Annotated in this window: 36 protein-coding genes and 2 tRNA genes; 29 read left to right on the top strand and 9 right to left on the bottom strand. The window is 61.2% G+C overall.

Annotated elements, in window-relative coordinates; translation table 11 throughout:
• The first annotated feature begins 176 nt into the window (after positions 1–176).
• A tRNA-Asp gene (locus BUS42_RS30805) sits at positions 177–250 on the top strand.
• A gap of 94 nt (positions 251–344) precedes the next feature.
• Positions 345–418, top strand: a tRNA-Asp gene (locus BUS42_RS30800).
• Between the two features lie 424 nt (positions 419–842).
• Here the strand turns inward: BUS42_RS30800 and BUS42_RS30795 are convergent.
• From BUS42_RS30795 to BUS42_RS43900, 3 genes are all read right to left on the bottom strand, one after another.
• Positions 843–3,068: a DUF3987 domain-containing protein gene (locus BUS42_RS30795; protein ID WP_074313476.1), complete on the bottom strand. Its 2,226-nt coding sequence runs from the start codon at positions 3,066–3,068 to the stop codon at positions 843–845.
• Positions 3,065–3,259, bottom strand: coding sequence for a hypothetical protein (locus tag BUS42_RS43200; RefSeq protein WP_143206577.1), 195 nt, complete (start codon positions 3,257–3,259; stop codon positions 3,065–3,067). The genes BUS42_RS30795 and BUS42_RS43200 overlap by 4 nt, the downstream gene beginning before the upstream one ends.
• Positions 3,260–3,781: 522 nt before the next feature.
• Positions 3,782–4,294: a hypothetical protein gene (locus BUS42_RS43900; protein WP_159452316.1), complete on the bottom strand. Its 513-nt coding sequence runs from the start codon at positions 4,292–4,294 to the stop codon at positions 3,782–3,784.
• A 44-nt stretch (positions 4,295–4,338) separates the two neighbouring features.
• Here BUS42_RS43900 and BUS42_RS30785 point away from each other — a divergent pair, with 44 nt between their 5' ends.
• Positions 4,339–4,842, top strand: coding sequence for an HNH endonuclease (locus BUS42_RS30785; RefSeq protein ID WP_159452315.1), 504 nt, complete (start codon positions 4,339–4,341; stop codon positions 4,840–4,842).
• 230 nt (positions 4,843–5,072) lie between these two features.
• Here BUS42_RS30785 and BUS42_RS30775 read toward each other — a convergent pair whose 3' ends face one another.
• Genes BUS42_RS30775 through BUS42_RS30765 form a run of 3 tightly spaced genes read right to left on the bottom strand, consistent with a single transcriptional unit; the run spans position 5,073 to position 5,907 of the window.
• Positions 5,073–5,378, bottom strand: coding sequence for a hypothetical protein (locus BUS42_RS30775; RefSeq protein ID WP_074313468.1), 306 nt, complete (start codon positions 5,376–5,378; stop codon positions 5,073–5,075).
• On the bottom strand, positions 5,375–5,638 hold the full coding sequence (locus BUS42_RS30770) for a hypothetical protein (RefSeq protein ID WP_074313466.1): 264 nt from the start codon (positions 5,636–5,638) through the stop codon (positions 5,375–5,377). Before BUS42_RS30770 ends, BUS42_RS30775 begins: the two co-directional genes overlap by 4 nt.
• An 11-nt stretch (positions 5,639–5,649) precedes the next feature.
• A complete protein-coding gene (locus BUS42_RS30765) occupies positions 5,650–5,907 on the bottom strand; it encodes a hypothetical protein (protein ID WP_074313462.1) in 258 nt (85 codons plus the stop codon).
• A gap of 159 nt (positions 5,908–6,066) precedes the next feature.
• Between BUS42_RS30765 and BUS42_RS30760 the strand changes: the two genes are divergently transcribed.
• Positions 6,067–6,330, top strand: coding sequence for a hypothetical protein (locus tag BUS42_RS30760; protein ID WP_074313460.1), 264 nt, complete (start codon positions 6,067–6,069; stop codon positions 6,328–6,330).
• Positions 6,331–6,537: 207 nt separating this feature from the next.
• Positions 6,538–7,332, top strand: a complete 795-nt coding sequence (locus tag BUS42_RS30755; protein WP_074313458.1) for a hypothetical protein — start codon at positions 6,538–6,540, stop codon at positions 7,330–7,332.
• A gap of 1,114 nt (positions 7,333–8,446) precedes the next feature.
• On the opposite strand, the gene BUS42_RS30745 is transcribed toward BUS42_RS30755, so the two are convergent.
• From BUS42_RS30745 to BUS42_RS30735, 3 genes are read right to left on the bottom strand one after another with little or no spacing between them, the layout of a single operon-like run.
• A complete protein-coding gene (locus tag BUS42_RS30745; protein WP_083670827.1) occupies positions 8,447–8,863 on the bottom strand; it encodes a recombinase family protein in 417 nt (138 codons plus the stop codon).
• 35 nt (positions 8,864–8,898) lie between these two features.
• Positions 8,899–9,219, bottom strand: coding sequence for a helix-turn-helix domain-containing protein (locus BUS42_RS30740; RefSeq protein ID WP_143206576.1), 321 nt, complete (start codon positions 9,217–9,219; stop codon positions 8,899–8,901).
• Complete coding sequence (locus BUS42_RS30735; protein ID WP_074313450.1) at positions 9,134–9,991, bottom strand: recombinase family protein; 858 nt, start codon at positions 9,989–9,991, stop codon at positions 9,134–9,136. Before BUS42_RS30735 ends, BUS42_RS30740 begins: the two co-directional genes overlap by 86 nt.
• Positions 9,992–10,507: 516 nt before the next feature.
• Between BUS42_RS30735 and BUS42_RS30730 the strand changes: the two genes are divergently transcribed.
• From BUS42_RS30730 to BUS42_RS30610, 24 genes are all read left to right on the top strand, one after another.
• The gene (locus tag BUS42_RS30730; protein ID WP_143206575.1) at positions 10,508–10,870 is read left to right on the top strand and encodes a hypothetical protein; all 363 of its coding nucleotides are present in this window, start codon (positions 10,508–10,510) and stop codon (positions 10,868–10,870) included.
• A gap of 584 nt (positions 10,871–11,454) precedes the next feature.
• Positions 11,455–11,931, top strand: coding sequence for a hypothetical protein (locus BUS42_RS30720; RefSeq protein WP_074313444.1), 477 nt, complete (start codon positions 11,455–11,457; stop codon positions 11,929–11,931).
• Complete coding sequence (locus tag BUS42_RS30715) at positions 11,928–12,716, top strand: DNA cytosine methyltransferase (protein ID WP_074313442.1); 789 nt, start codon at positions 11,928–11,930, stop codon at positions 12,714–12,716. Before BUS42_RS30720 ends, BUS42_RS30715 begins: the two co-directional genes overlap by 4 nt.
• Before the next feature lie 29 nt (positions 12,717–12,745).
• Entirely contained in the window at positions 12,746–13,021 is a 276-nt protein-coding gene (locus BUS42_RS30710) for a hypothetical protein (RefSeq protein WP_074313440.1), read from the top strand.
• A 155-nt stretch (positions 13,022–13,176) separates the two neighbouring features.
• A complete protein-coding gene (locus tag BUS42_RS45570; RefSeq protein ID WP_254053897.1) occupies positions 13,177–13,332 on the top strand; it encodes a hypothetical protein in 156 nt (51 codons plus the stop codon).
• Between the two features lie 167 nt (positions 13,333–13,499).
• Positions 13,500–13,832, top strand: a complete 333-nt coding sequence (locus BUS42_RS30700; RefSeq protein WP_143206574.1) for an HNH endonuclease — start codon at positions 13,500–13,502, stop codon at positions 13,830–13,832.
• A gap of 1 nt (position 13,833) precedes the next feature.
• Complete coding sequence (locus BUS42_RS30695; protein WP_074313436.1) at positions 13,834–14,154, top strand: hypothetical protein; 321 nt, start codon at positions 13,834–13,836, stop codon at positions 14,152–14,154.
• Between the two features lie 96 nt (positions 14,155–14,250).
• Positions 14,251–14,706, top strand: a complete 456-nt coding sequence (locus BUS42_RS43195; protein WP_074313435.1) for a P27 family phage terminase small subunit — start codon at positions 14,251–14,253, stop codon at positions 14,704–14,706.
• The gene (locus BUS42_RS30685) at positions 14,676–15,620 is read left to right on the top strand and encodes a terminase large subunit domain-containing protein (RefSeq protein WP_074313434.1); all 945 of its coding nucleotides are present in this window, start codon (positions 14,676–14,678) and stop codon (positions 15,618–15,620) included. The genes BUS42_RS43195 and BUS42_RS30685 overlap by 31 nt, the downstream gene beginning before the upstream one ends.
• On the top strand, positions 15,617–16,252 hold the full coding sequence (locus BUS42_RS30680; protein ID WP_074313433.1) for a terminase TerL endonuclease subunit: 636 nt from the start codon (positions 15,617–15,619) through the stop codon (positions 16,250–16,252). The genes BUS42_RS30685 and BUS42_RS30680 overlap by 4 nt, the downstream gene beginning before the upstream one ends.
• 15 nt (positions 16,253–16,267) lie before the next feature.
• Complete coding sequence (locus BUS42_RS30675) at positions 16,268–16,792, top strand: hypothetical protein (RefSeq protein WP_074313432.1); 525 nt, start codon at positions 16,268–16,270, stop codon at positions 16,790–16,792.
• A 4-nt stretch (positions 16,793–16,796) separates the two neighbouring features.
• Positions 16,797–18,089: a phage portal protein gene (locus BUS42_RS30670; protein WP_143206571.1), complete on the top strand. Its 1,293-nt coding sequence runs from the start codon at positions 16,797–16,799 to the stop codon at positions 18,087–18,089.
• Positions 18,090–18,105: 16 nt separating this feature from the next.
• Complete coding sequence (locus tag BUS42_RS30665; protein ID WP_074313430.1) at positions 18,106–18,750, top strand: HK97 family phage prohead protease; 645 nt, start codon at positions 18,106–18,108, stop codon at positions 18,748–18,750.
• Positions 18,751–18,762: 12 nt separating this feature from the next.
• Positions 18,763–20,145 (top strand): phage major capsid protein, encoded by a 1,383-nt coding sequence (locus BUS42_RS30660; protein ID WP_074313429.1) that lies wholly within the window; start codon positions 18,763–18,765, stop codon positions 20,143–20,145.
• 57 nt (positions 20,146–20,202) lie between these two features.
• On the top strand, positions 20,203–20,418 hold the full coding sequence (locus BUS42_RS30655; RefSeq protein WP_074313427.1) for a hypothetical protein: 216 nt from the start codon (positions 20,203–20,205) through the stop codon (positions 20,416–20,418).
• A 6-nt stretch (positions 20,419–20,424) separates the two neighbouring features.
• Complete coding sequence (locus BUS42_RS30650) at positions 20,425–21,099, top strand: head-tail connector protein (protein ID WP_074313425.1); 675 nt, start codon at positions 20,425–20,427, stop codon at positions 21,097–21,099.
• Positions 21,096–21,422, top strand: coding sequence for a phage head closure protein (locus BUS42_RS30645; RefSeq protein ID WP_074313423.1), 327 nt, complete (start codon positions 21,096–21,098; stop codon positions 21,420–21,422). Before BUS42_RS30650 ends, BUS42_RS30645 begins: the two co-directional genes overlap by 4 nt.
• Positions 21,419–22,018, top strand: a complete 600-nt coding sequence (locus tag BUS42_RS30640; RefSeq protein ID WP_074313422.1) for a hypothetical protein — start codon at positions 21,419–21,421, stop codon at positions 22,016–22,018. Before BUS42_RS30645 ends, BUS42_RS30640 begins: the two co-directional genes overlap by 4 nt.
• 30 nt (positions 22,019–22,048) lie before the next feature.
• On the top strand, positions 22,049–22,636 hold the full coding sequence (locus tag BUS42_RS30635) for a hypothetical protein (RefSeq protein WP_074313421.1): 588 nt from the start codon (positions 22,049–22,051) through the stop codon (positions 22,634–22,636).
• A gap of 13 nt (positions 22,637–22,649) precedes the next feature.
• Positions 22,650–23,132 carry a tail completion protein gp17 gene (locus BUS42_RS30630; RefSeq protein ID WP_074313419.1) on the top strand — a complete coding sequence of 161 codons (483 nt, stop codon included), beginning with the start codon at positions 22,650–22,652 and terminating at the stop codon, positions 23,130–23,132.
• Complete coding sequence (locus BUS42_RS30625) at positions 23,129–23,812, top strand: hypothetical protein (protein WP_074313417.1); 684 nt, start codon at positions 23,129–23,131, stop codon at positions 23,810–23,812. The genes BUS42_RS30630 and BUS42_RS30625 overlap by 4 nt, the downstream gene beginning before the upstream one ends.
• A gap of 8 nt (positions 23,813–23,820) precedes the next feature.
• Complete coding sequence (locus BUS42_RS30620; protein ID WP_074313415.1) at positions 23,821–24,165, top strand: hypothetical protein; 345 nt, start codon at positions 23,821–23,823, stop codon at positions 24,163–24,165.
• A gap of 41 nt (positions 24,166–24,206) precedes the next feature.
• Positions 24,207–24,638 (top strand): phage tail tube protein, encoded by a 432-nt coding sequence (locus BUS42_RS30615; protein WP_074313414.1) that lies wholly within the window; start codon positions 24,207–24,209, stop codon positions 24,636–24,638.
• A gap of 62 nt (positions 24,639–24,700) precedes the next feature.
• Complete coding sequence (locus BUS42_RS30610) at positions 24,701–25,075, top strand: BTB/POZ domain-containing protein (protein WP_074313413.1); 375 nt, start codon at positions 24,701–24,703, stop codon at positions 25,073–25,075.
• Positions 25,076–25,080: the final 5 nt, after the last annotated feature.

Raw genomic sequence — 25,080 nt, 5'->3', positions numbered from 1 at the left:
GCTTCAGCCTCGTGCCCAACAAGCTCAGGCAAATCCATGGGTTGGACGACGCTCCATGTGGGGAGAAGTGCAAGCCTAACGGCCATTTCGCGGAGCGGCAACCCCTGTCTCTTGACATCCCCCCCCCTCAGGCCGTAAGATAATTTCCTCAACACGAACGTTGAACACTGAGTGTTGGGGATGTAGCTCAATTGGTTAGAGCACCGGCCTGTCACGCCGGAGGTTGCGGGTTCGAGCCCCGTCATCCTCGCTGGAAAAGCGAGGCTTTTGTTCTCAGGGGCTTCGTTGATTTCCAGGAGTCGGCCGTTGAAGAACTGCTGCTCCGCATGAAGACTTGAAGTGTTGGGGATGTAGCTCAACTGGTTAGAGCACTGGCCTGTCACGCCAGAGGTTGCGGGTTCGAATCCCGTCATCCTCGCTGCCCATCTGCCCGTCAGGACAAAGTGGGCAACCTTGCTTGCGAATTCCATTGACGTGGTCATTCGATCACTCCATAATGGACAATGAGTGGGCAGGATACCTCTGAGTTTGCGGCCCCCGGGGGCGTCTTTGGTCGGATAACCCGGGGGCCGTTTTATGCGCCCCCGCGATTTCCCAACCGCCCCTCTCCATTTCTTTTCTCTGGTTCGAATACACAAAATACACGTAATAACCTAAGTCATTGCAACGACTAGGGTTAACCTGCGCATTCGAACTACACGAAATTCCCCCGTAATACACAAAACTAGAGCCACGCTCCAGAGCCCCGGGATCGGTGCAACTGGTGTATTCGAATACACCGGTTGGGGGAGTTTTGTGCATTTCGTGTATTACGTGCGTATTCGAATGCGCAGGTTAAGTCATTACCCCGCACCACGTTGCGAATTTCGTGTATTTTGTGTATTCGAACTAGGGGAATTGAGGAGGTGGGGATTAATTTCGTAGGCCGCTTTGGCGGTCCGGCCCACGGCCTTAACCGGGGCGGGGAGCGGCCGGATGCAATGCCGCTCGATCAGCCAGGCCACCGCATGGGTCAGGAATGACTTCGATTCCTTGATCCTGGCTCGGAAATTCCCCTTGGCCTCGCGTTCGCTGAATCGGGATGAGCCGCGGTTGATCGCCCAGTCGAGCACGTCACGCGCGTCGGGGTTGTCTTGGTTGCCGGCCTGGATCTGGACGACCCGCCGGAAATGGGCCTTGAAGTAGTCCACGAGTTGGATCGCGGACTCGACTGACTTCACGCCCACGGCGCCCGCCTTCGCCCCTCGCTTGGCGTCATACGCCCAGCGGAGCTGGTCGAGAATCAGAATGAGTCGGGCGCACTGGGTCCGGAATTTCGACCACGGACCCACGAGATGGTCGGGGAAATCGGATTCGTAAGTCTCGTTCATGTGGGCCGTGATCCAGGATTCCCACGCCTTTTTCGCCGCGTCGTCGAAGGGGAGGTGAACCGCCTTGCCCCCCATCACGTCGTCGACAACCATCTCCCGGTTCCAGAGCCGGCGGAACGCTTTCGACCAGTCGGAAACCGCGTCGCCAGTCACATCGTCCCAGCTCCATTTGAACCTGACCTCGGACGGATAACTGAGAAGCATCCGGTCGAGGAATCCGTCATCGACATAGCGGCCGTTCTTGTCTTCGGTGAACCGGTCGAGCTTGCTCGGCGTGATCGCGCCGGTCGCGGCGAAGAATGGGCGGCGGGCATGGACCGGCATCGGCCCCTGGCTCACCCGGTTCTTCTTCTGCGGAGCGCCGTTCCATAGCGAGAGGTAGAAATCACGGTCATCGCCGGATCCGTTCTTGTACTGGTTGAGGCTGTTCAGCCAGCCGGCCAGCTCGTCGCGGACCATGATGATCCCCCGCGGGTTGTTCGCGAGCAGGTCGGACACGGCCTCACACGTCGTATCAGAGACGTTGATCTCGGTCATTCGGGAATTCTCTTCGTCCTCCTCCAGTTTCAGCTTCCGTTGCGCCGCGTCGCGTTCCTCCTTGGATTTGGCGAGCTTCATCGCCTTCTTCCGCTTGTTGCTCTTCGCGTCGGATTCGAGCAGGAAGTCAAACGCGAGCTCCCATTGGAGTTCGACGATTGGCGCCGTCGCGACCGCCAGCGCGGGAGACTTGGCCGCGCCTGGCCGGCCGACGATGGCCGTGAACAGGTTCGCACGCTCGCTCCATGATTTCTTGATCTCAAGCGCGACCGTCGCGCCGATCGCCGCGCCCGCGGCCGTCAGGCAGGGCACGGCCAGGAAATCGGGCGAACACGAAAGGGTCTCGGAAGCCGGAAGGATCAGCTCGACGAGCCGCTTGGGAAAGACCTCCAAGGGAAACGCAATGGGGGGAGTCGGCTTGTCGAGGTTCGGTTCCTCCCACTCAGAGAGGGACTCGATCCGGACCAGGCTGAGGATCGTCGCCTCGACCCGGGAAGCCAGTTCGGCGGCCGTATGCCTACCAGACGCCGCTTCGTCGAGCACGTCGACCAGAGCTTCTCTCGTGCGTCGAGAGAACGCCTTGTCCCTGATGATCCCGGCCAGGGATTGGAGGTTCTCCGGGTTGGGCTCGGCCGCGAGCACCGCGTCGAGCACCTGCTCCCGGATCAGTTCGGGGACGCCGGCCTGAACCAACGCCTCCGTGAGATGGGGCCGATCAGGCTGTGTTCCCGCCGCGTTCAGGTCGGTGATCGAATGAAAGAGGACTCGGTGCGCCGCGAGCTCCATGTCCTCGACGACGAGGATCTCCCGGACCACCCCAACGTGCGAGGCATCGCGGGCGAGGATCGCGAGTAGATCACGCTCCGCCTCGCGGCTTTGCAAAACTCCGTCGGGATGCCCCGTCTTCGCCCGGTAGACGTTGAACTTCTCGCGAGGATTGCCTTGCGAGTAGGTCGGGCCCGTCGGCGTCTTCTCCGGGAGCTCCTCATCCGACCAGCCTTCGGGGAGCGGCGCGCTGATGCCGATCTTTTCCAGCCAGTGGTAGGAAAGGATCCGTCGGCTGAACGGGATCGACGTGTTCGTCCAGATTTCCAGGTGGCGTTCGACTTCGTCGGTCGAAGGATTGCTGGACTCGAGGTTGTCGCGGATCGGGATGGTCAAGCGACACCCCCTTCCGTCGCGTCGGCCGCGCAGGTTCGGACAGGCTGGACGTCGACTGGCAGGGTCGCCGGGGTAGCAACGCGCACCTGCTTGAATTTGGACCAGAGGTCAAGGTAGAATCGGCGTTCACTGTGCAGGGACGCACGGACGCCACGGGGGCACGACGGCCCCTTGCGGGCGGAAGCGGACATTTCTGAGTCCTCTGTGTTTGGCCGGTCGCGGGGCGTCTTGGTCGGATAACCCGCTAACAAGCATGAACCGGAAATTACTCTAACTGGCGTTGGTCGATCTAACAAGCGACGGACTGGTTAAGTTCCCTCCTCACAATCCGATCGATCCGATATCTCCGTCATGATCGGATCTCTTGTCCACCTGAACGGGGCAGGGTACACTTCGGCCATCGCGTGCCGTAATCACGCTTCGAACCAACCCAGGGCTTGCCCTGGGTCTGCGCCCTCATCCGGGATTACGGCCCGGGTGGGGGTGTTTTCATTTAGCCAGGTTCTGGATGGACGATGGATCCCGAAGAAGTTTCCAACGAGATCGAAGGCGATGGTCACGAGTGCCTACCCCAGTCCGGCACACAACCTCCCGATCGGCACCATGGCCCCGTCTACATCCATCAGGTACTTGAACGCATCGGAGAGTTACAAGCAGATATTCAACAACTTTGCATTCGCTTGGCAGATACGAAGCGTTGTGATTTTCGTACCTTACGAGAGTTCGAGGCCCGCCGCGAAGCCTTGAAGAACAAGAGGGCCGAAGTCGAGCTGGAGATCCGAGAACTTAAGCATGCGGTACACCTTGCCCGGTACAATGCCGGACGAATCAATCCCGGCCTCAATGACCCCAATGATCCGGTCGTGCTCTTGAATGCGGCCCTCTTCGCCTTCAAGTCCGTGCGTCGCAACGGAGGGCAGATCAGCGATGACGAAACTTTGGTCTTTGATGTAATCGGCGATTACGTTCAGCGGCACGGCAGAGTCGATCTCGATCGACCCTTGGGTAAATCCTCTAAGAGGAAGATGGGCCTGAGAATTAAGAAGAGTTTGGGGCGACTGAAATGCCCCCCAAAGCGGCCTCTTGTCCACCGTCCACGCCGGCGGTAGACTCCCCTCCATCGCGTGCCCATCACCACGCCACAACTCGAATCGGGGCTTGCCCCGATCGTTCGCCCCTGCCGGTGCGTGATGGCCCGGTGGGGGCGTTTTCGTTTGGGTGGTCATCACCTGTGTCAAAGAAACGTAACCCTCTTTCACCAGCCACCCGAATGGCTGTCCTGCATGAGGCGGGCTATCGTTGTGCTGTGCCGGTCTGCCGGACGATCTTGACCCTCGACATCCACCACATCGTCTACGTGTCCGAAGCCGGCTCGGACGATCCGTCGAACTTGCTCGCCCTCTGCGGAAACTGCCATGCCCTCCACCACCTGAAAAAGATCACCACGGAATCCATCCGGGCCTGGAAGTTTCTCCTGATGGCCCTCAATGAGGCGTTCGACAGGAAGTCCGTCGACCTATTGCTCGCGTTGGAACGCGCCGGAGGGGGCACGGTCTGCACGGGCGACGGGCTCGGCGATTACGCGGGCCTGATCGCTTCAGGCTACCTCAACATCACGTGGAAGGAGAGTTCACACAGCGATCGGGCCTTCACCTGGGGCAAGCATCAGGTCTACCTGAGTGACAAGGGGAAGGCCTTTCTTGAGGCCTGGAAACGCGGCGATCAGTCCGCCGCGGTGGGCATCCCGTCCCCGGGCGCCCTCGCTGGTTCCTGAATGCCCAGCTCGTCCGATCCCAAGTCTGTGAGCTCGTACCAAGAACCCGAGTCGTCTCTGACGACGTGGACCAGCCCTCGTTCGGCCAACCTCACCCACGCTTCGATGTGGCGGATGGTGTAGCGGCCGACGCACTTTCTGCGGGCGAGTTCCAGGGCTTCACGTTCGATGTCAGTCATACCGTCACTCTACTTGTTGGATCCTCCGGCAAGAAGCTCCCACCCTGGGATTCAACGATCAACTCCCATCAACCCCGCCAGGGCCTTGACCATCTGCCGAGGCCCCATCGGGAGGTAGTCGTTGACGACCTGGTGGGCCAGCTCGATGGTGCTGTCGGGCCGGTCCGACTCGGCGATCCGCTCGAGCACCACCCGATGGTTGCAGAGCTCGCAACGGTACACCGTGACGAGCAGCGCCACCGGCCCACCATGGGTCAGGTGGTTGTCGGCGAAGCTATCGTGGTGGGCCAAGTGGCCGTTGCACGTGGTGGGCTGAATGCCGGTTCGGTTGCCAGCCAGGGCTTGGACGTGGGTCATGATCGCTCCTCGGCGTAGAAAATGGCGTTGACCAGATCCTTGAGATCGACGACTCGAGTGGCAAACCCCTGGCGTTCGAGTGAAACGCACAGTTCGGCCGAGTCGATGAAGATGTCATATAAAAGATCGCCAGGCAAACGAGCGCTTGCCAAAAGTCGTTTGCCCCTGCTGAGCTTCGTCTGCGTCTCATAGACGACGAGCGTCCCTTGCAGCACGCGCGGAGCTGGGGGTTTCTTTGGGGTTGGTTTCTTCTTGGCCATTAGTCTCCCTTTCATTCGTGGTTAATCACATAAAAGATCCGCGACGGTCGGCAGGTCCGAGCAACCCGGCCCTCGGCGATCGCCGCGGCGAAGTCCTCGAGCCGTTGGAGCAGGCTGTCACGGTATCCTCTCCAGAACGGGGCGTAGCTGTCGGCCGACTTGGCGAGCTGACGGCGGATCTCCCGGCGATCGCGGTGGGTTCCCTTCACGAACCGCTCCGCGTCCACCCAGCCCCGCTTGAAGCCCATCAGGTCGGTCCGACTAGCCATCTCTCCAGCTCCTTTCGTGTCCGTCTCTTTATCCATGCCTGACTGAAGAACTATAGACGGCATTGATTGACCTGTCAACTAAAAAATCCAAATGCTGTCCTGCGTCACGGTTGACCGAGCAACCGTGATCGAGTAGGCTCATCCCAAAGGGGGAGCTTCATGCCCGAGAATGACGTCCACATGGGAAACCTGGTCGCGTGGAATCTCTACCGGCTTGGCCACGCCAAGATCGTGGTCCCCGCTGGCGAGCTCGCCGACAAGGCCGCGGCGGTGGGCCGGCCCATGACCCGACAACGGGTCAACACCCTGATTCAATCGCCGAGGATCACGGACGAGATGGTGGAGGTCCTGGCGCATGCCGTAGGCGTCGAGCCGGCAGAGCTGCTCAGGCCGAAGCCGAAGGGACTGAGTGGTGGGACATGAGCAACGCCCAGTCATGTCGGCACCGCGGCTGCTGGCCGGGGGTCGATGCCGGAGTCGGTCACCGAACCTCCGACACGCCAGCTCATCCGATCGAGCTGAGTCCTCACGCCTAGATCGCTGAAGAATCCGAATTGACAGTTCAGGGAAGGCGAGCTATTAATTCGGCCAGTTCTGAGGACAGAGCTCATTTTCAATGGAGTGAAGACCATGAGGACCCTCGAAAGGCCGCCCATCGCGCCCAATTCCAGTGGGGCACGGAACGTTCCCTATCTCAATCTTGAGGATGCGATCGAAAAAGCCCGCATCCTCTTTCAGAAGGCGAAACGTTCCGCAATTCACTTGAGCACGGCCGCAAATTACCTTGGTTACAGCCCCAAGGCGAGTTCGGTTTCGCTGGTCGTATCCGCACTCAAGAAATACGGGTTGGCCGTCGACGAGGGCAGCGCTGAGGGTCGTCGAGTCAAGCTCACCGAGCTCGGCTTTCAGATCGTGGCCGACTCCCGCGAACACTCACCCGATCGCGATGAGAAGATTCGGCACGCCGCTCTTCTTCCGAAGGCACACCGTGAACTCTGGGAGCATTATGGACCCCACTTCCCTGACGACAACACGATTGAAGTCTACTTGAAGCTGGAACGGTCCTACACGGCAGACGCGGCACGACATGCCGTGAGGGTGTACCGGGCGACAATCCTCTATGCCGGCCTGAATGAGGCGGGTATCCTGGGCGACGTTGCGGCGGATGAAGCCGACACGGATTCGGCGGTCCCCGAACGGCCCACAGATGCGAGGAGTCCGATGGACCGACAGATGGACCGACAGAACCCATCCACGGAGTGGACCGCTCCAACCAACGCATCGCCTGTGCGCACCTTGAGTTTCCCCCTCAAGGGTTCCAGGTCGTTCGATCTCAGGTTCCCCGCGAATCTGACGAAAGAAGACTTCGAGATCATTGGGGATTTCCTGAAAGTCTGGGAACGGCAGTTCGTTGCAACCGAGTAGTGACTTCCACCAATCGAGCACCCCGGTTAAACTCCGCGCGTCGGGCGTTCCGACATCACCAACAGACGCCGTGTCCCTTGAGACGGGGGGCACGGCGTTTTTTATTGCGCTCGAGGTGGGGCGAGTGCCGATCCTCGTCTTGTCTCGCGTTAGCTCCCACCCGGGCCGGGCACTTGTTGTGCTCGGCCCTTTTTCATGCGCCCCAATAGCGATCAACCGGACATAGAGTCTGGGAGGGCCTGATTTTGACGATCGGGAAGAAATTTGGTGGGAGTGTCAAGCAGAGCGCTCGCGCTGACCGATTGATCAGGTGGTACACTTGGCTGTCGACATCCTAAGATGTCATTTTTCTGTGCACGTTTTGTCTTGTTGCGAGCGATTGTTGCAGGTGAGAAGTGAAGGGCGCGGGCCGCCCTGGTTCTGACGGACCAGGGCGGTGCCGTTTCGAATCGGCGATCGGGGAGAAAAAACACGGTCGCCTTCATCAACGCGCTCCGCACCCGCCTCGAAATCCTAGGCCGTCGTTGCGGCTCCGGAGCGTCGCGAGGAACCAGCGTCCGTGATTTCCCGTGGGGGTGGGTCGTTCAGAGAGGATCCCGACGGTAGCAACCTTCACCTTTCGGGCGATGGTCAATTCCCGCCGGAGACGCCGGACGCACCGGCCCCATGCCTCACGAGGTGAGTCGGCTCTATCCGCAAGCGGTTGTGTGACGAAGGGAGGGGTCGGATGGAGTGGGAGTGGGAATGGGGACCGACCAGCATCGCGCTACTCGTCGGTCTGGTGGTGGGCTATCTCTACGGGTGTATCGCGATGATCGAGTATGTCGAGTGGGAGGGGTGGCGGCCTCCTGAGGAATTTGACACTCCGAAATCACAAAGTATCGTTGTGATGCCGACGGAGGTCGCGGGTTCGAATCCCCTCGGTCGAGCTCGTAATGCTCGCCCGTAGCTCAATCAGGTAGAGCGCCGCCGGCAATTCACCCCGTGACGGGGATCGGCCTGCGTTGGCTGTATCGCCCCGGTTGGACACCCAGGGCCCGGATCCAACCGCGGAAACAGTCAGCTCCGATCTCACCTCGACCTCGACCCGCGTGGGCCGGGGTCGTTTGGTTTCTCACGTCTCCAGGATGTTCAACCGCTTCCATTCTGCGATCGTCCGGAGCAGCTCGAAGGTGTTTCGGCCGACGATGGTGCACTGGTTGATACCCTCCTCCAACGTGATCAGCTCGATCTTTTTGTCGAAGTAGCGCTGAACGAGCTCGTCCAAAAGCCCAATGGATCGAGTCAGTCGATCCAAAGAACAGACGATCACGGCGTCGATCTCGTGCTTGTCCAACCTCTTCCTGAGCTCGACGAGTCCGGGACGTTGCCGGTCGTTCGCCGAATACCCCTCGTCCGCGATGACGTCGATCAGGTCCAAACCGTGGGTCCGCGCATAAATCTCCAGGTGCCTCCGCTGGTTCTCAAGAGACATCCTCGTGTTGTCTTGCTGGACGGTCGCGACCCGCATGTAACCGATAACTCGCGGCATTGATTTTTCCCTTCGTGGACTTGGGATAGGTGGACTCAGTTGAGCTCCGGGACGACGTCGGCCGTCGTCGCCGGCGACGACGAGCTGGTGACGCGCCTCGGCAGTCGCTTCGCCCCGGGCCTGCTGGCCGGCGCGTACTTCGCGCCGGCCAGGTCGAGCCCCAGGACCTCGGCAACGTGGTCGGCCGTGCCGAGCGTCCAGTCACGCTCGCCGCGCATGAACCGGGTCACGCTCCCTTGGCTGACGCCCGACTCGGTCGCAATTTCGTACTCAGATCGGTTGCAGTTGGCGATCGCCGCCCGGAGCTGGTCCGCCAACGTCACGCGCTGGACCGGCCGCCTTTGCTTTGACTTCATTCTCGCCGCCTTTCAGAAGTGGGATCGAAACCTTCAGACAGTACGCCACTGACGACCGGGCCCAAGGCTTGCCGGCCTTCGTGTACAGCGAGTTGGAGTTCAGCGAGTCGGCGATCGCCGCAAGGGAGCAACCGGCCTGATGGAGCCGGTCCATCATCCGGAGCCCCTCTTGCTCGGTCGGGTTCTCGACCAGCGCGATTGGCAGGCCGCCGCTGAGAACTCTGCCTGTGTCCTTGTCGGTCTTCATCTTGCTCCGGCGGCCGTCGTCGTGAAGGTCCCAGCCATAGGGAGTTTTTCCGTTCCGCTCGTTCTTTCGGCGCTTGGCTCGGAGACCACCTGCCGTACGAAAGCGAATCATCATCAGCTCAAATTGGGAGAAGAGGTCAACGATCCCTTTGGTCAGAAAGGCCATGGGGTCGTTGGGGTCGAGCGCTTCCGTCCCTTCACCCAGGGCCGAGACGAGACGGCAGCGCTTCCCTTTCAACATCGCCTCGAGCATCGCGATCATCATCGTGTCCCGCGCGGCTCGGTCGCGTTTGGAGACCAGGAGGATATCTCCGCGTTTCAGGAGTTGCACGGCGGCAACGAGGCCGGGCCGACGTTCGAGGGGTGTCTCCCCCGACACCCCGCCTTCCTCCTCGACCTGGTCGACCAGCTCGAGCCCTTCCCGCTCGACATAACGCAGGCACGCATCTTGCTGCGCCCCGAGGCCAGCACCCGACTGGAACTGTTCGTCGCTCGAGACTCGGTAATAGATGACGACTCGACCCATCGTTTCACCTCGGATTTCAAGCGGAAAACCGCGTAATCTTGCGCCTTAGCAACCTTGCTCAAGCGCAATGGTTTGCTTGCGCTTTAGCAAGTAAACCGAGCTCAAGCATGGCTCCGGGAAAATAGGCTGTCCAGTCCTGTTCGGCCCTGTACAGATAGTTGGCCGATTTTCGGTGTCTTGACGTACACTGAAAACGCCGACACGTGTTAAGATGGGCTGAATGGGTTGATTCCGGCGATGCCGCTGAATACGAGGGGAGCTGACCGTGTCTTGCACGACGAAGGGCAGAAGCGTGGATGGATCGCGCGATGACCTCGCATCTGTGAAACCGTCCCAACGGACAATGACCGGCTGTGAAGTCGCGAAACTCGCCTGGATATAGACGTTTGCCGCGTGACATCGCGAACCTATGTCCCTCGAGAAACATTTTTGAGGGGAGTATCGATCACTCCCCGGTCAGTTCACTACGGTTGGGGCCGACGCCCGTCCCCTTCGACGATGCACCAAGACGTGACGATGCCAACAACTTCGACTCTCACACCACGACGGAGGCCAGGAAAATTCTCTGGCCCCTATTCGCAACGTGAAGCGCTCGAGGTCGCTCGGCGAAATATCCTGATCGTGCGGTATGCCGCCGATGGGGAGCCGGTCGCGAACTTGTCGACGCTCACGGGCCTGACCCCAAGGCAGATCAGACGGATCCTCGGCGCCGCTCCTGAGACCCAGGCGACGAAGCAGACCGTCAGTGCTGGTGAATACCGAGAGCTGAGTCGAGAGTGCTCGCACGACCCGGAGAAGCTGGAGTGGCTGGCTTCGGTGCGCGTCGATGCGCGACGCAATGGCCAACCGATATCCAACTGGAGCCCCAATCGTGGCTGACTCCCACGCCTCAAGATCGCTCACAAGTTTGACCGCCATTCCCGCCCGGGGGCGACGGTTGACGACGTCGCCACGCCTGGCGAGCTCTCCGCGTCTGCGCCCGCCGGCGTTGGATTGGCCGGCCTGGACCGATCAGGTTTCGGTAGGCTTGGGGCCCGCACCTGATTTCAAAAACGTGGCCGGCGATCGGTGATTGGTCGGAGCCGACTCGATGGACCTCTCACCGCGCCGGTCACCATCCGCCGACGACGGGGGCCGCGGCCCCCGTCGTCGAAGCCGGATCCCTCTTTGGTTTCGCGTCGAGGTCGTGAAGCGGAACCGTCTCACCGATCAGTTGGTCATTATCGAACTGATTTGGGGGACACGCAGCCGGTGGGCCCAATGGATTGCCGAGCACGATACGCGGAGCCTCGAGGCTTTCACCCTCGGTCCGTTTGTCGTGGCGGTCGGTCTTCAATAAGCGGTTGACGCGATCGGCTCTTCCTTCATCCAACCCTAAATATCATACCGAGTCGATCCAGTTATGGGTTGGCTCGGGACCCTTCGCACACCTACCCCGCCGAAACACCGAAAGAGGACCTCGGGTGAACCACCTCGAGCCGCTCTTGCGCGGAATCAACGAAAAGACTCTGGTTAGCCTGGAGACTTTGACTGAACCGAGGATGACGAAGAAGTCGGACGCCGGCGACCCGAATCCATTCACTGGCCGACTCCGTAAACGGACTCGAATGGATTGCTACCTCGGATCTAACTACGCCAAGGAAGTGAACGAGCGACGCGAGCGAGAGGGGAAGCCTGCGGACTTCGTTTCCAAGCCTCGAGCCTGGGGAAAGGCGATCGAAGCAACTCCTTTGATCGAGCACAAGGAAGAGCTCTATCTGGAGTACTTGGTCGACCAGGTCCATCAGGTCAATTACGAGGTCGACGGTTTCATCGTTCCGGAATCGCTCGTCGAACCGTGGTTAGTGGATGGCTCCAAGAGCAGTCGCCAAGGCTTAGAAAACCAGGCGATCATCCGAACGGCCAAGCTCGCCAACGTTGTGGACGTGCAGATTCAATGAACAAGTTACGAGTCCTCGACCTGTTCTCCGGTATCGGCGGCTTCTCTCTCGGTCTCGAACGAGCCGGGATGAAAACGATCGCCTTCTGCGAGCAGGACGGCTATGCCCGCCGCGTCATACGCAAGCATTGGCCCAAGTCCTGGATCTATGAAGATGTTCGCACACTGAGTAGCAGGAGACTGAAGGCAGATGGACTTGGTGAAATCGACGTCGTCTGCGGTGGCTTCCCCTGTCAAGACATTAGCACGGCCGGCAAGGGCAAAGGACTTGAAGGGGAGAGGTCAGGCCTCTGGTATCAGATGCTCAGGCTCATCAAGGAGATCCGACCCAGTTGGGTCATTGCTGAGAACGTGCCTGCTCTCCGGGCTCGCGGGGCTGACCAGGTTCTCGCCGACTTGGATCGAGCGGGTTACACCGCAACGCCGATCGTGGTGGGTGCTTGGGCCATCGGAGCGGATCACATTCGCAACCGTGCCTGGATTGTTGCCTACCCCCACAGTTGTCGACGCGGTTTCAAACTTCCCTTGGAAACTGCGGTCGAAGGAAACCTGGCAGACATGCAGTTTGCTGGGAACTCGATTGATTGGCCTGCTCTACGGACTCGCCGGCCGCGATCCCTGTCCAGTCAGGGCACGCCCACACCCCGAGTATGTCGAGTGGATGATGGGTTTCCCCATCTCGTGGACCGAGATCGCTGCCTCGGCAATGCCGTCCACCCACGAGTCGTCGAACTGATCGGCCGCTCCATCCTTGAAATCGACAGAGTCGCTAACTCGAACCAATAACCGGTAAGTCTATCAGGATGAGGTCATTGATGCTTTTCCAGAATACGGCCGGTGAGGGTGTCTACGCGAAGGCCTGCCCACGTCGAGCTCCTCGCTTGACGAACGTTCATAGCCGCAAACGCCGCAACGCGCTCTGGCTACACGCGACCACGAAAGGTCTGTTCGATCCCGGTCAGAACCGGATCCGGCCGTACTCGGCGAACGACCTCGCAGCCCTCTGGGGAGTGACTCCCAAAGCCGTCCGTAATGGTATCAACGAAGCCTTGAAGGATCGGGAGCAACTTCAAGCGCTGGCCGCTGGTTGATCGCTGGCCCTTCGATAAAGCTCACTGACCTCTTCGAGCCGACCCGACCAATGTCGAACCATCTCACCGCACAGACTTCAATTTTCTTATGCAACGTCGCGGCATCTCTCTGGTGGGCCGCGGATGCGGTTTACCGCCATGGGCCGAGCTGGGAAATGATCCCGCCAATCCTGATCGGTCTCAGCTCCCTCATCGGCGCCGCTCGCGGTTATGCGAATGACCGTCAGGAGCGCATGCACAAACGCGAGCTCCACCAGCTCGAGATCGCCGACGCGAAAAAGAAACGGTCTGCTCTGCCTCACGCGAGCTGACCACCGCATTTAGCCCGGTCAAGTGGTGAGGCAGATAGAGCCCGATCGGGCGAACGCCAAGGTTCTCATCGGCCTTGGCTGGTGTGGGAAACCATCGCTGCCAGCCTGGAAGAGGATGTGTACCCCTCCTCTGTCCAGGCACTTATCCATTGCTCAAGCGGTCATTCATGCCGAAACGAATCCCAACTCTTCGCCCTGCCTGGATGCCGACGCCGGCCGCGCGGCACACGGATTACAACCGCAACCGTCGCGACCCGGTGTTGCTCGAGCTCTATGGGACCTCCCGATGGAAGCGGTTCCGCTCGAGGATCCGCGCCGAGCGGATCCTCTGTGAACGGTGCAGCACGCGGGAACGGCCAGTGGTTGGAGTCGAGGTCCACCACAAGATCGATCCTCGGGTGAACATGGAGTTGGCCTTCGAAGAGACCAACGTTGAACTGCTCTGCAAGTCGTGCCACTCGAGTGAGACGGCGAAGAACGCGACGAGGAGGGGGCAGTAGCATGCGACTCAAGCTCACCCATAAGGATGACCGGACATCGGTCGTCAACGCCGACACCGGCGAGTCTATCGGTGGAGTGGTCGCCCTTCGGTTCGAGCGAAGCTCACCCCACCACGCAGCCACGGTGACGATGACTCTGATCGAAGCCAAGGTCGGTGACATTGAGACAGACATCGAAGTGAGCACGCTTGATGTGACCACGATCGATGATCGGTTCGGAACTCACAGGCCGAGCGTCAACCCAGACAGTATGACCAAAGAGGAAGCCGACGAGATCGAGCGCCGCGTGAATTTCTGGGACTCACTCAGGACCAATAAGTAACCCCAGGGGGGAGGGTCATTTGCTGGGACCGTCCGATCCTCCAACGCACTGGCCCCTTTTACGTTTTTGCACCACTTTTTTGGGGGTATTGCGACCATGGCGAAGCGAGGTCGGAAGGCCGCACCGTCGCCAGTCGTTCCCGACGAAATCGAGGCCCCCGCGACTCTGAACGCCGCCGAGGTCCGCGAGTTCCAACGACTGGTTGGCGCCTGCCGTGAAGCGGGGACTCTGGTGAAAGCCGACGTGCGGTTGATCGAGGCGACGGCCCGGACGGTCTGCCTGCTCGAGCGGGCTCACGACGAGCTCAGCCAGGTCGGTGCCCCCGACAAGGACGCCGCTCAGCCTGCGAGCAAGCTGACGCTCTTTGCGGCCAACGGCACGCCGATGCCGCATCCGCTGCTGGGGATTATCAGCGCCCAGACAATGCGACTCCGCGGACTTCTGAAAGACCTTGGGTTGACGCCCGGGTTGTCGGCGAAGTCGCGCGGCGGATCGAATGGGAAGCCCGAAGGGGATGGCCGGTGGGGAGATCTTCTGTCAGTGACAGGCTGAGACCGCTACCACTCAATCCGGGCGACCGGGCGCTTCGCTTCCTCAACAACCTGACCCACACCGGAGATTACGCGGGGGAGCCGTTCAACCTGCGGCCCTGGCAGGCCGAGCCGATCAAGAGGCTCTTCGGGACGATCGATCCGGTCACAGGCCTCCGGCAATATCGCAAGAGCTTTTGGGCACTCCCCCGAAAGCAGGGTAAGACGGAGGTGGTTGCTGGCGGCGGGCTCTATGCGTTGATGGGCCAGGGCCGCGCGAACCAACTCATCTACATCGCGTCAGGCGACGTCAAGCAAGCCAGCCTGATCTTCAAGGCGATGGTGAGCATGATCCGGGCAGACCCGGTGCTCGACTCGCTGGTGACGATCTACGAGGGGCAGAGCAACAAGCGGATCGTGTTCCACAAGGGGAACTCCGAACTCGAGGTTCTCTCAAGCGTCCCAAAGTCGAAGCACGGTCTCGGACCCTCGGTCGTCCTGATCGACGAGCTCCACGTGGTCGACGAAGAGCTCGTGAATGTCCTCACGACCGGGTTCGGCGCGAGGAAGGATCCACTCACCTGGTACATCACGACGGCCGGCCACGACCTGGCCAGCGTCTGCTACGACGAATGGAGCTACGCACTCCAGGTCAAGAATGGCACGGTAACCGACCCGACCTATCTCCCCGTGATCTACGCGGCGGATAAGGAAGACGACTGGCGGGCCGAGTCGACGTGGTTCAAAGCGATGCCGGCTCTCGGCGATTTCTGCGACCTCGAGTTCATCCGGAGTGAATGCCGCGACGCGATCTTGCGACCACGGCTCGAGAATCGTTTCAAGCAACTCTACCTCAACCTGTGGACCGAACAGGCGAGTCGGTGGTTGCAAACCGACAGGTGGAAAGAATGCGGGGTTCTGGATCTCGCCGGTTGACCGGACGGTCGTGCTACGCGGGGCTCGACCTTGGAGTAACCGGCGACATGGCGGCGCTCGCTCGGGTCTTTCCGAATGAGCTGGGAGGCCTCGACCTCCTGCCGAAATTCTGGGTGCCGAAAGAAGGTCGATGGAAGCATGAGAAACTGAACAAGGAACGGTATCCGCTTTGGGAGCAGCAAGGCTATTTGGTCTTCACCGAAGGCGAAGCGACCGACTTCAATCAGGTCGAAACCGACATCCTTGAATTGCACGAATCGACACCCTTTCGCGTACTCACTGCCGACCGTGCGTATGCCACCCACCTGCTAACCAGGCTCTTCAACAACCATGACATGAAGGTCGACGGGATCCCCCAGGGACCCGTCTCACTGAACGAAGCCATGGTGCGGTTTGAGTCGATGATGCTCGATCGCACGCTTCGGCATGAGAACCATGCAGTGCTCGATTGGAACATCGCGAACGCGACGGTAAAGACCACCTCGACCGGCCTCATGCACCTCGTCAAGTCCTCGTCCACGAAACGAATCGACGGCCTGGCCGCGACGATCAACGCGATCGTCGGATGGCTCAAGGACGGTGGTGAGGGTGATGACTCGATCTACGACGAACGCGGGATCCTTTTTCTCTGACCTTTAGGAATGAGCATGCCGACAACCAAGAGTAACTTTGTCAAGCTCGCCGTGGCCGCGCTGGTCGGCGCGGCGATGAAGGCCGCGGGCGCGATCGGTGTCTACGCTCCCGAGGCGGCCGCCGTCATTGAATCGGGCGGCGGTGGGAGCCGGCTCGACTATGTCCTCACCGACCTCTCCGCTTCGAACTACGCGAAAAACGGCGCCGCCACCGTCGCCCTCACCGGCACGACGGCGGTCACGATCGACCTCACCGACCTGACCTCGGCGACTGCGTCGAGCGCTGGTGACACGACCTTCGCGACGGTCAATAAGCTCGTCCTGCGAAACACCGGGACGGCATCTCTGACGGTGGCCCCGGGCGGCTCGAATCCCTTCGATGTCTTCCTGGGTGGCAGTTCACCGACCCTGACGATCCCGGCCGGCTCGACGCACGTCCTCGAGAGTGTTGCCGGAAAGACCGTCGACTCGACCCACAAGACGATCCTGATCACTCCGGCGGCAACCGGTTCGTTTGCCATTTGCGCGGGCGGCGCCTAATTCGATGCCCTCGATCCTCGCCCGGACCCTCGACCGGGTTTATTCCTGGATGGAGCGTCGTTCCATGGGGCTGGGTACGGGGTCCGTCCCCGGCGCGCCGGTCCTATCCGGAACGTACGTGACGCCTCAGACCGCGATGGCTTTGACGGCGGTCTATGCGTCGATCAATCTCATTTCCAAAGATATGGCCACGTTGCCGCTTGGGCTGTATCAGAAATTGCCCGACGGCGGGGTCCGGCTCGACCCGACCAACTACTATGACGAGCTGCTTGGAGTCGAGACCGACGACAATACGTCGTCCCTGAAGTTCACCCTCGACACCCAGGGCCACACGCTCGGCCAGGGAAACGGATATGCGGAGGTCGTTCGTGACACCCGTGGTCGCGCCGAAGCGCTCCACATCCTTCACCCGGCGAAGACGATTCCCAAGCAGACTGAGAGCGGACGACTCTACTACCTCCTCGACAACAAACGAGAGCTCCTCGCCGAGAACGTCCTCCACTTCGCCGGTCTCGGGTTCAACGGGATCCTCGGCTACACGCCCCTGACGATCGCCCGCCAGACCGTGGGCCTGGCACTGGCCGCTGAACAGTTCGGCGCGTCTTTCTTCGGCAACTCGGCGATTCCCAAGGGCATCCTGAAGTTCCCCAAGCGACTGAAGGAAGAGGCGCAGAACAACATCCGCCGGTCGATCAATCAGGTCCATCAGGGCACTCAGTCGTCGCACCAGTTCATGATCCTCGAGGAGGGGACGGAGTACACCCAGACTCAGATCTCTCCCGAAGACGCGCAGTTCCTCGGCACCCGCCAGTTCCAGGTCCTCGAGATCGCGCGACTCTATGGCGTCCCTCCTCACAAGATCGGTGACTACTCACAGTCGCACATGTCCAACATCGAGCAATCCAACCTCGATTACTGGACGACGACGCTGGCGTTCTGGGTGGCGATGCGTGAAGGGGTTCTCAACCGCCGGCTCCTGACCCGGGACGATCGGCGGAAATGGGTGATCCGGTACGACATGAGCGCGTTGCTCCGCGGCGACACGGCCGCCCGGATGGCCATGTACCAGGCCCTCCGCAACTTGGGCGCGATCAACGCGGATGAGATCCGGCTCGGCGAGGGGATGCCCCCGATCGGACCGGAGAAGGGCGGTGACAAGTACCTTGTCCAGTCTCAATACAACCCCCTCGATCAAGCGGGGAAGTCGACGGAAACGACTCCGAAAGCTCGGCTCATCAAACAGGGAAGCCGACGGAAGCGACTCCGAAGGCTCGTCGCGCCGACCTCCTTACGCTGAACGGCAGGCAGGAACAATGAACAACGTCGAATCGCGCACGCCGCCGGCCAGCGAGGACCTCGAGCGTCGGACACTGATCGGCAGTGTCGAGCTCCGGGCCGCGGCCGAGGGCTCGAAGTCACCCGGCACGTTGGTCGGCTATGCAGCCGTCTTCAGCCAACTCTCCCTCGACCTGGGGATGTTCCGCGAGAAGCTCGCCCCCGGGTGTTTCACCGACTCCCTCAAGACGGATGACGTCCGTGGCCTGGTCAACCACGATGAAAACATGCTGATCGGACGGAACGTCGCCGGCACGCTCCGGATGGAGCAAGACGAGATCGGACTCCACTACGAGATCGACCTCCCCAATACCTCCGTCGGTCATGACGCCGCCGAGAATGTCCGGCTCGGCAACATGACGGGCTGCTCATTCAGCTTCACGACCGACGTCGACCAGTGGGACATGACCGGAGCAATCCCGATCCGGACCGTGGTGAAGGTCCGGAAACTCTACGACGTGGGCCCGGTCACTTACCCCGCGTACGAACAAACGTCGGTCGCGTGCCGCAGCTTCAACGCCGCGCTACGCCAGCGCGAGATTCCCCCGACCCCACCGATCACGACCCTTTTGGCCAAGGCCCGCCAACGGCTTGCCGAGGCGCAGTTGATCCCCAACTCTTGAACTGAGGAAGCGATGAAAGAAAAGGCATACGAACTGCGTCAGACGCGCGCCACGAAGCTTGACGCGGCGAAAGAGATCGTCGAGCGGGCCGAGAAGGAAAATCGAGGCCTCAATCCCGAGGAGCAATCTTCGTTCGATGGCCTCCACTCCCAGGCGATGGAGCTGGGCAAGCGGATCGGCACGATCGAGCGTCAGGCCGCGATGGAAGTGATCGGGTACGACGATCCCGAGAAGCGGCGATCGGCTCCGCTCCCTCACGAGGATCCGGCCAATACCCGCAATGGCAAGCATCGGTACAGCCTGATCAAAGCGATCCAGGAAGTGGCCGACGCCAAGCGGGCCGGTGGCGCCAAGCGTGGGGCCCCGGGGCTCACGGGCCTGGAACTCGAGGTCTCCGAGGAGATCGCCAAACGCGGGGATAAGGGACCGACCAACGACTTCTATTACCCGATGGGCAACTCCCGCCCGGGTGGCCGCGATCAGTTCGGCCGGCGATCGTCGGAGCGTCGCGCCTTGGACACCTCGGCAGGCGCCGGAGCCGTGCCGACGTTCCTGGACACGGAATACATTGAGATCCTCCGAAACAAGATGGTCTTGATGGCTCTCGGTGCCCGGGAGATCAAGAACCTCCAAGGGAAATTCTCGATTCCACGCCAGAACGGCAAGGCGACTGGCCAGTGGGTCGGTGAAGGCGGCGCCCCGACCGGCTCAAACCAGACCTTGGATCAGGTCAACTTCACGCCGCACACTTACGGCGCCTTCACCGATATCAGCCGACGGTTCTTCGAGCTCGCAAACATCGACGGCGAAGCATTCGTCATGGACGACATCGCCGCCATCATCGCGCGAGCGATCGACCTTGCGGGGTTCAACGGCACTGGCTCGAGCAATCAACCGCTCGGCATCATGCAGAACTCGGGGATCACGGGAACCAACGTCATCGCGCTGGGTGCCAACGGCGACGTGCCGACCAACGCCGCCATGGTCGCCCTGGAAACGGTCGTGGCGCGTGGCAATGCCGACCTCGGCAACATGGCCTACGTGACCAACGCCGATGGCCGGGGCACGCTCAAGACCACGGCGAAGATCGGATCGACGTTCCCGATCTACATCTGGGGTGACAACAACGAGATCAACGGCTACCCCGCGTACGCCACCCAGCAGCTTCCTCGCAACCTGACGAAGGGGTCCGGCACGAACCTTTCGCCGCTCCTCTTCGGCAACTGGAATGACCTGATCATCGCCTACTGGTCGGGCCTCGACATCCTGGTGGACCCGTACACCGGATCCTCGACCGGTTCGGTCCGGATCGTCGGACTCCAGGACGTCGATGTGCAGGTCCGTCACAACGAGTCGTTCTCGCTGGTCACGGACATGGTCACCAACCAAGGCTGAGCCCCACCAGGTGGCCGTGGAGATTAATCCTCGGCTACCTCCAACCCACGGACTCCCATGCGCCAAATCCGAATGAAACGAGCGGCCCTCATCGGCGACAACTGGCAAGAGGAGGGCAGCGTTGTCGAGATCCATGACGACTTCCGCGCGGCCAAGCTCGTCGAGCTCGGGCACGCCGAATACGTCGCGATGGTCGCGGTGCCAGTGCCCCAACGAGCTGTTGCCCCGCCCGCCTCCGAACGAGCCACGGCCTCCAACGCCAAAGGTAAGTAACCCTCCATGCGACTCACGCTCGTCACACCGCCGGCTGAGGAGCCCGTGTCACTCGTCGAGGCGAAGCTCTACCTCCGCATTGATATCGACGAAGAGGATGCGCTCGTCTCGAGCTTGGTCACCGCTGCGCGGGTCTATTGCGAGAACTACCTCCGCCAGGCCCTGGTCACCCAGACCTGGCGGCTCGATCTCGACAGCTTCCCCTCGGCCGGCGGTTACTACAACCGAGCGATCCGGGAGATTTGGCCGTCAATGGGGAGCCTCCCCTCGGGACTCGGCTTCTACCCGGGCATGGTCCCAAACTCGACGGGGGTCATCGACATCCCCCGGCCGCCGCTCCAGTCGATCACGAGCGTGCAGTACTACGACTTCCAGGGCGTTCTCCAGACGGTCGCGCCTGCGAGCTACAACGTCTCCATCGGCACTCCGGCCCGGATCCAGCCGGCCTACTCCCAGGTCTGGCCAGTCTCCCGGCCGACGATCGACTCCGTGCAGGTCACGTTCGTTGCGGGTTACGGCAACGCGGCCGCGATCCCCGCGCCGATTGTCACGGCGATCAAAATCATGACCACTCACTGGTACGAGAATCGAGATACGACCGTCACGGGGACACTCGTGGCATCGGTCCCGGGCGCAGTCGATGCGTTGCTGGCCTCCTGTGACCATGGGAGTTACGCGTGAAGCCGGGCACACTCCGCAAGCGCGTCACCCTCCAGTCAGCGACCGAGGCACCCTCGACCGACGGTCAAATGATCCCGACATGGGCCGATGTCGGGACGTACTGGGCATCGATCCGGACCCCGACCGGGCGCGAGGTTTTCAACGCCGCGCAAATCCACGCGACCCTGACGCACGTCCTCGAGATGCGATACATCGGTCCGATCGAGCCGACTCAGCGGTTCACCTTCAAAAGCCGGACCTACGACATTTCTTGGATCAACAATGTCGACGAACGTAACCGTGAATATGTGATCTATGTTACGGAGGTCGTCAAAGCATCATGAACGACACGAAGATTCAGGCGCCGTGGCCGACAGGGGGCAACACGCTCTATACCCATATCTCGAATATTAACGTCGAATTCTGGGATGGATCGGCCTACGTTCCTGCTGAACTCGCCAACTGGCAGGCTTATGCGACGGACACACCGGAAGCGCCGGCCGGGTTCGGGGTGCGCGTCTGCCAGTTCCCGCTCACATCGCCGGCGGGATATTACCTGTGGTCGGTCTATCTCCAAGCAGGTGGCAGCCCCGCGAGCACTGATGTTCGCATCGGAGGCGGTAGTGGCTACTGGGACGGGACGACGTTCGGAAACAGCCCGGCAACGACGGCCACCAACGCGACCCTCGCGAGCTACGACCAGCTCTTGCTCTCCGGATCCGTCGAGGATCCCGCACCCACAACCACCACGTTCCGCGGCTCCTCAACCTTCGCCGTCGACAGCAACCACTACAACGGCCGGCAGGTCTGCTTCACCTCGGGCGACCTTCAAGGGCTGAAGCAACCGATTTCCACCTACGTCGGGGCAACCCGATCCTTCACCGTTCTGCCCGGATTCCCGTTTCCGCCGACAGATGGCGATACGTTCAACATCATCTAGCCGAGGGAATCTCGAGTGGATGGCGGCTCAATGAATATCGACGGCCTGCAAACCGGCTTGACGATCTACGCGGTGATCCGAGATTCGGCGAACCGTGTCTACAACGGAACCGCATTTGTCACGCCTTACGTCGTCGCTGACCTCGCGTCCTATGCGATTCCACTGCCGGAGACGCCGGCCGGGAGCGGTAACTACGCCTGCCCGTTTCCCCTTGGCTCGCCTGCCGGAAACTATCGTTGGACCCTCTTCGAGAAACCCGGCGGTAATCCGGCCGTGGGAGATCCTGTTGTCGGTCGAGGGAGCGACTACTGGGACGGGACCGGGCTTGGGATCGGTCCGCTGGTCGCTGCGGTCCATGAGATGCTGTCCGCCTACAACGAGCTCCTCAACGCAGGGACGGTGAGTGGATCCAGCTCGACGACGACACGATTCACCGCCGCATCGGGCCTGTCGACGGCCAGCGGCTTCTACACGGGCCGCCAGGTGTGTTTCACCTCAGGTCAGTTGCAAGGTTTGAAGACGGTCGCGACCAACTACGCGGGGACAACCAAGACCTTCACGGTTTCGCCCCCGTTGCCTTTTGCCCCCGCGAATGGCGACACCTTCAACATCATCTGAATCTAAAACGATCATGCCGATACCCGTGATTCTGACGATCCTCCGTAGTCAAGCGGCCGGACCTTACGTCGCGTTTGGTTTTCGGGCGGCGCTCGCGACGGGGCTCAAGTCAAATGCCGCGCTCACTCTCATCGTGGGCCAGCGAATCTTTCCCCAGGTCCTCCCTCAGACTGCGGGATTGCCGGCGCTGGTCTACGTGGTCCGTTCGAACGTCCCCGTGCATAACCTTTCGGGTGCCGCCGGCGTGACTGAGGCGCGAGTCGAATTCAGGGCCTATTCCACCGTCAACGGAGATTGTGACGCGATCCTGCAAGTGGTGCGCAACCAGTTCGAGGGGATCATCAACGGCAGCCTCCCCGGCTCGATCCAGATCCTGGAAACCGTCAGGAAGGACGAGTTCGATCGCTGGGATCCGCCAGTCACCCAGTCCGACCTTGGTACCTATTTTGAGATGCACGATTACTTGTTCCGTTATCGAGAATCGATACCCTCATGAGCCTCACCCATCGTCAAGCGCTCTCGATCACGACCAACGGCGCTAACTCAATCGGGGGTTCCGACCTCGAAGTCGGCAACGCCGAAATCGTGCTCGACCAGACCTTCACCGGCGGTACGGCCAACCAGCTCGTCACGCTCGCCTTCACCGCGGCCGCTCTGCAATCTGTCGTGCTTGTCGCGACCTCGAACCTCACGATCCGCACCAACGGGAGCAATGAGACCAAGCGGATCACGGTTACGGGGACACCGACCGGGGGAACGCTCACATCCACCGTGAACGGCCAGACCACGGCGGCGATCGTTTATAACGCCACCGCGGCCGCCGTTCAGGCCGCTCTCGAAGCGCTGTCCAATGTCGCGGTCGGTGGCGCGATCTGTACCGGAGGTCCGCTCCCCGGAACCCCGGTGAACGTCACGTTCACCGGAAACCTTGGCCTCCAGACAGTGACCATGTCGACCACCGATAGCTTTTCGGGTGGCTCGAGCCCCGCGTCGGCCGTGACCACGCCAACGCCCGGTGTCGCGCCCAGCAACACTGTCAACCTGATCGCTGGCAACCCGCTGGTCTGGGGCCGATCGCCCGGCTACTTCGCCAATCCGTTCACCGCCGACGTGTCGTCGATCTCGGTCAGTTGCACCACGTCTTGCCGGCTCCAAGGCAAGATCCTCACGAGCTAACTCGACCCATGGCCAGCCTGAAAATCAGCGGCATCAAGGAGGCCAAGGAAGCCCTCCAGCGGCTCAAACGCGACGTGGCGCCGGAGGTCCTCCTCCCCGCGATTCGCCGCGGCGGTGAGGTCCTGCGCAAGCAAGCGTCCTCGCTCACACAGTCACCGCGGGTCCAGGCGGGAATCCACCAGGACGAGGGGACCCAGCTCGGCGCGACGGTCGCGACGGCGATCGAAGCCGAGGTGGGTGGCCCCTATGCCGCCAAGCTCCTCGAGCAAGCGGTCGACCTGGCCCAAGATCGGGCAATCCAGGTCGTCACGCGCGAGGTTGCGAGACGGATCGACAGAGAAGTGCGCCTATGAAAATTTCCGTTTTCTCGAGTCCTCCCCTTTGAGGTCTTAGCATGGCCCACGTCACACAGGTGAACCCCGGCAAGGGGACCCTGCTGAAAGTCAAAATCAGTGCGGCACAAACCACCATCGCGCAGCGAGTCTCGCTCGATGGCCCGGAGATGGAGGTTGGCACCGCCGAGACAACGAACCTCGACTCCGCCAAGAAAACCTACCGGCCGACGATCGCCGATGGCGGCTCGATGTCCGGGACTTTGCAATACGATCCCCACGACCCGACGCACCTCTTCCTCTTCGGTCTCTGGGATAACCCGTTGTTGGCCACTTTCCAGTTAGTCTTCGCGGACGCCGACGCGACCACGGCCACCTTCGACGGCGTCCTCACGAAGCTGAAGCCGACCGGCATGGAGGTTGAAGGAAACCTCGAAGCCGAGTTTGAAATCAAGGTCTCCGGCGAGATCGTCCTCAGCGCTGCGCCGGCGTGATCCCCGGTCAACCTCTCAGCCCCGTTCTCTGACCTTCCCCCTTCACCAAAACCAAGGCCATCATGCTTTCACGCGAATCGATCCTCGCGGCCGACGACCTCCCGCGCGAAGAAGTCTCCATCCCCGAGTGGAATGGGACGGTGTTCGTCCAGACCATGACCGGGACCGAGCGAGACCGCCTTGAGGCGGCGTACAACAAAGAGCCGGGCAAGGACTTCCGGGCCCGCATGGCGGTCGCCACCGTCTGCGACGAGACCGGGAAACGCCTCTTCAGCGAGAAGGACATCCTCCCCCTCGGCACCAAGTCCGCGGCCGCGCTCGACCGGATCCTCGAGGTCGCCATGCGGCTCTCCGCCTTCACCAAGAAGGACGTGGACGCCCTTGAGGGAAACTCGAATGCCAGCCCCTCCGAAGATTCTGCTTCAAGCTCGCACTGAATCTC

It is taken from the genome of Singulisphaera sp. GP187, from assembly GCF_900129635.1.
In the GTDB taxonomy this organism is placed as follows: Bacteria; Planctomycetota; Planctomycetia; order Isosphaerales; family Isosphaeraceae; genus Singulisphaera.
The sequence above is the reverse complement of the archived record's forward strand: the minus strand, read 5'-3'. Positions and strand labels throughout refer to the sequence as shown.

Bases quoted from the DNA above. Each gene is read 5' to 3' on its own strand.
- BUS42_RS43200 (WP_143206577.1), bottom strand. From the start codon at position 3,259: ATGTCCGCTTCCGCCCGCAAGGGGCCGTCGTGCCCCCGTGGCGTCCGT.
- BUS42_RS43900 (WP_159452316.1), bottom strand. From the start codon at position 4,294: ATGACCACCCAAACGAAAACGCCCCCACCGGGCCATCACGCACCGGCA.
- BUS42_RS30785 (WP_159452315.1), top strand. From the start codon at position 4,339: ATGGCTGTCCTGCATGAGGCGGGCTATCGTTGTGCTGTGCCGGTCTGC.
- BUS42_RS30775 (WP_074313468.1), bottom strand. From the start codon at position 5,378: ATGACCCACGTCCAAGCCCTGGCTGGCAACCGAACCGGCATTCAGCCC.
- BUS42_RS30770 (WP_074313466.1), bottom strand. From the start codon at position 5,638: ATGGCCAAGAAGAAACCAACCCCAAAGAAACCCCCAGCTCCGCGCGTG.
- BUS42_RS30765 (WP_074313462.1), bottom strand. From the start codon at position 5,907: ATGGCTAGTCGGACCGACCTGATGGGCTTCAAGCGGGGCTGGGTGGAC.
- BUS42_RS30760 (WP_074313460.1), top strand. From the start codon at position 6,067: ATGCCCGAGAATGACGTCCACATGGGAAACCTGGTCGCGTGGAATCTC.
- BUS42_RS30755 (WP_074313458.1), top strand. From the start codon at position 6,538: ATGAGGACCCTCGAAAGGCCGCCCATCGCGCCCAATTCCAGTGGGGCA.
- BUS42_RS30745 (WP_083670827.1), bottom strand. From the start codon at position 8,863: ATGCCGCGAGTTATCGGTTACATGCGGGTCGCGACCGTCCAGCAAGAC.
- BUS42_RS30740 (WP_143206576.1), bottom strand. From the start codon at position 9,219: ATGAAGTCAAAGCAAAGGCGGCCGGTCCAGCGCGTGACGTTGGCGGAC.
- BUS42_RS30735 (WP_074313450.1), bottom strand. From the start codon at position 9,991: ATGGGTCGAGTCGTCATCTATTACCGAGTCTCGAGCGACGAACAGTTC.
- BUS42_RS30730 (WP_143206575.1), top strand. From the start codon at position 10,508: ATGCCAACAACTTCGACTCTCACACCACGACGGAGGCCAGGAAAATTC.
- BUS42_RS30715 (WP_074313442.1), top strand. From the start codon at position 11,928: ATGAACAAGTTACGAGTCCTCGACCTGTTCTCCGGTATCGGCGGCTTC.
- BUS42_RS30710 (WP_074313440.1), top strand. From the start codon at position 12,746: ATGCTTTTCCAGAATACGGCCGGTGAGGGTGTCTACGCGAAGGCCTGC.
- BUS42_RS45570 (WP_254053897.1), top strand. From the start codon at position 13,177: ATGATCCCGCCAATCCTGATCGGTCTCAGCTCCCTCATCGGCGCCGCT.
- BUS42_RS30700 (WP_143206574.1), top strand. From the start codon at position 13,500: ATGCCGAAACGAATCCCAACTCTTCGCCCTGCCTGGATGCCGACGCCG.
- BUS42_RS30695 (WP_074313436.1), top strand. From the start codon at position 13,834: ATGCGACTCAAGCTCACCCATAAGGATGACCGGACATCGGTCGTCAAC.
- BUS42_RS43195 (WP_074313435.1), top strand. From the start codon at position 14,251: ATGGCGAAGCGAGGTCGGAAGGCCGCACCGTCGCCAGTCGTTCCCGAC.
- BUS42_RS30675 (WP_074313432.1), top strand. From the start codon at position 16,268: ATGCCGACAACCAAGAGTAACTTTGTCAAGCTCGCCGTGGCCGCGCTG.
- BUS42_RS30670 (WP_143206571.1), top strand. From the start codon at position 16,797: ATGCCCTCGATCCTCGCCCGGACCCTCGACCGGGTTTATTCCTGGATG.
- BUS42_RS30665 (WP_074313430.1), top strand. From the start codon at position 18,106: ATGAACAACGTCGAATCGCGCACGCCGCCGGCCAGCGAGGACCTCGAG.
- BUS42_RS30660 (WP_074313429.1), top strand. From the start codon at position 18,763: ATGAAAGAAAAGGCATACGAACTGCGTCAGACGCGCGCCACGAAGCTT.
- BUS42_RS30655 (WP_074313427.1), top strand. From the start codon at position 20,203: ATGCGCCAAATCCGAATGAAACGAGCGGCCCTCATCGGCGACAACTGG.
- BUS42_RS30650 (WP_074313425.1), top strand. From the start codon at position 20,425: ATGCGACTCACGCTCGTCACACCGCCGGCTGAGGAGCCCGTGTCACTC.
- BUS42_RS30640 (WP_074313422.1), top strand. From the start codon at position 21,419: ATGAACGACACGAAGATTCAGGCGCCGTGGCCGACAGGGGGCAACACG.
- BUS42_RS30635 (WP_074313421.1), top strand. From the start codon at position 22,049: ATGAATATCGACGGCCTGCAAACCGGCTTGACGATCTACGCGGTGATC.
- BUS42_RS30630 (WP_074313419.1), top strand. From the start codon at position 22,650: ATGCCGATACCCGTGATTCTGACGATCCTCCGTAGTCAAGCGGCCGGA.
- BUS42_RS30625 (WP_074313417.1), top strand. From the start codon at position 23,129: ATGAGCCTCACCCATCGTCAAGCGCTCTCGATCACGACCAACGGCGCT.
- BUS42_RS30620 (WP_074313415.1), top strand. From the start codon at position 23,821: ATGGCCAGCCTGAAAATCAGCGGCATCAAGGAGGCCAAGGAAGCCCTC.
- BUS42_RS30615 (WP_074313414.1), top strand. From the start codon at position 24,207: ATGGCCCACGTCACACAGGTGAACCCCGGCAAGGGGACCCTGCTGAAA.
- BUS42_RS30610 (WP_074313413.1), top strand. From the start codon at position 24,701: ATGCTTTCACGCGAATCGATCCTCGCGGCCGACGACCTCCCGCGCGAA.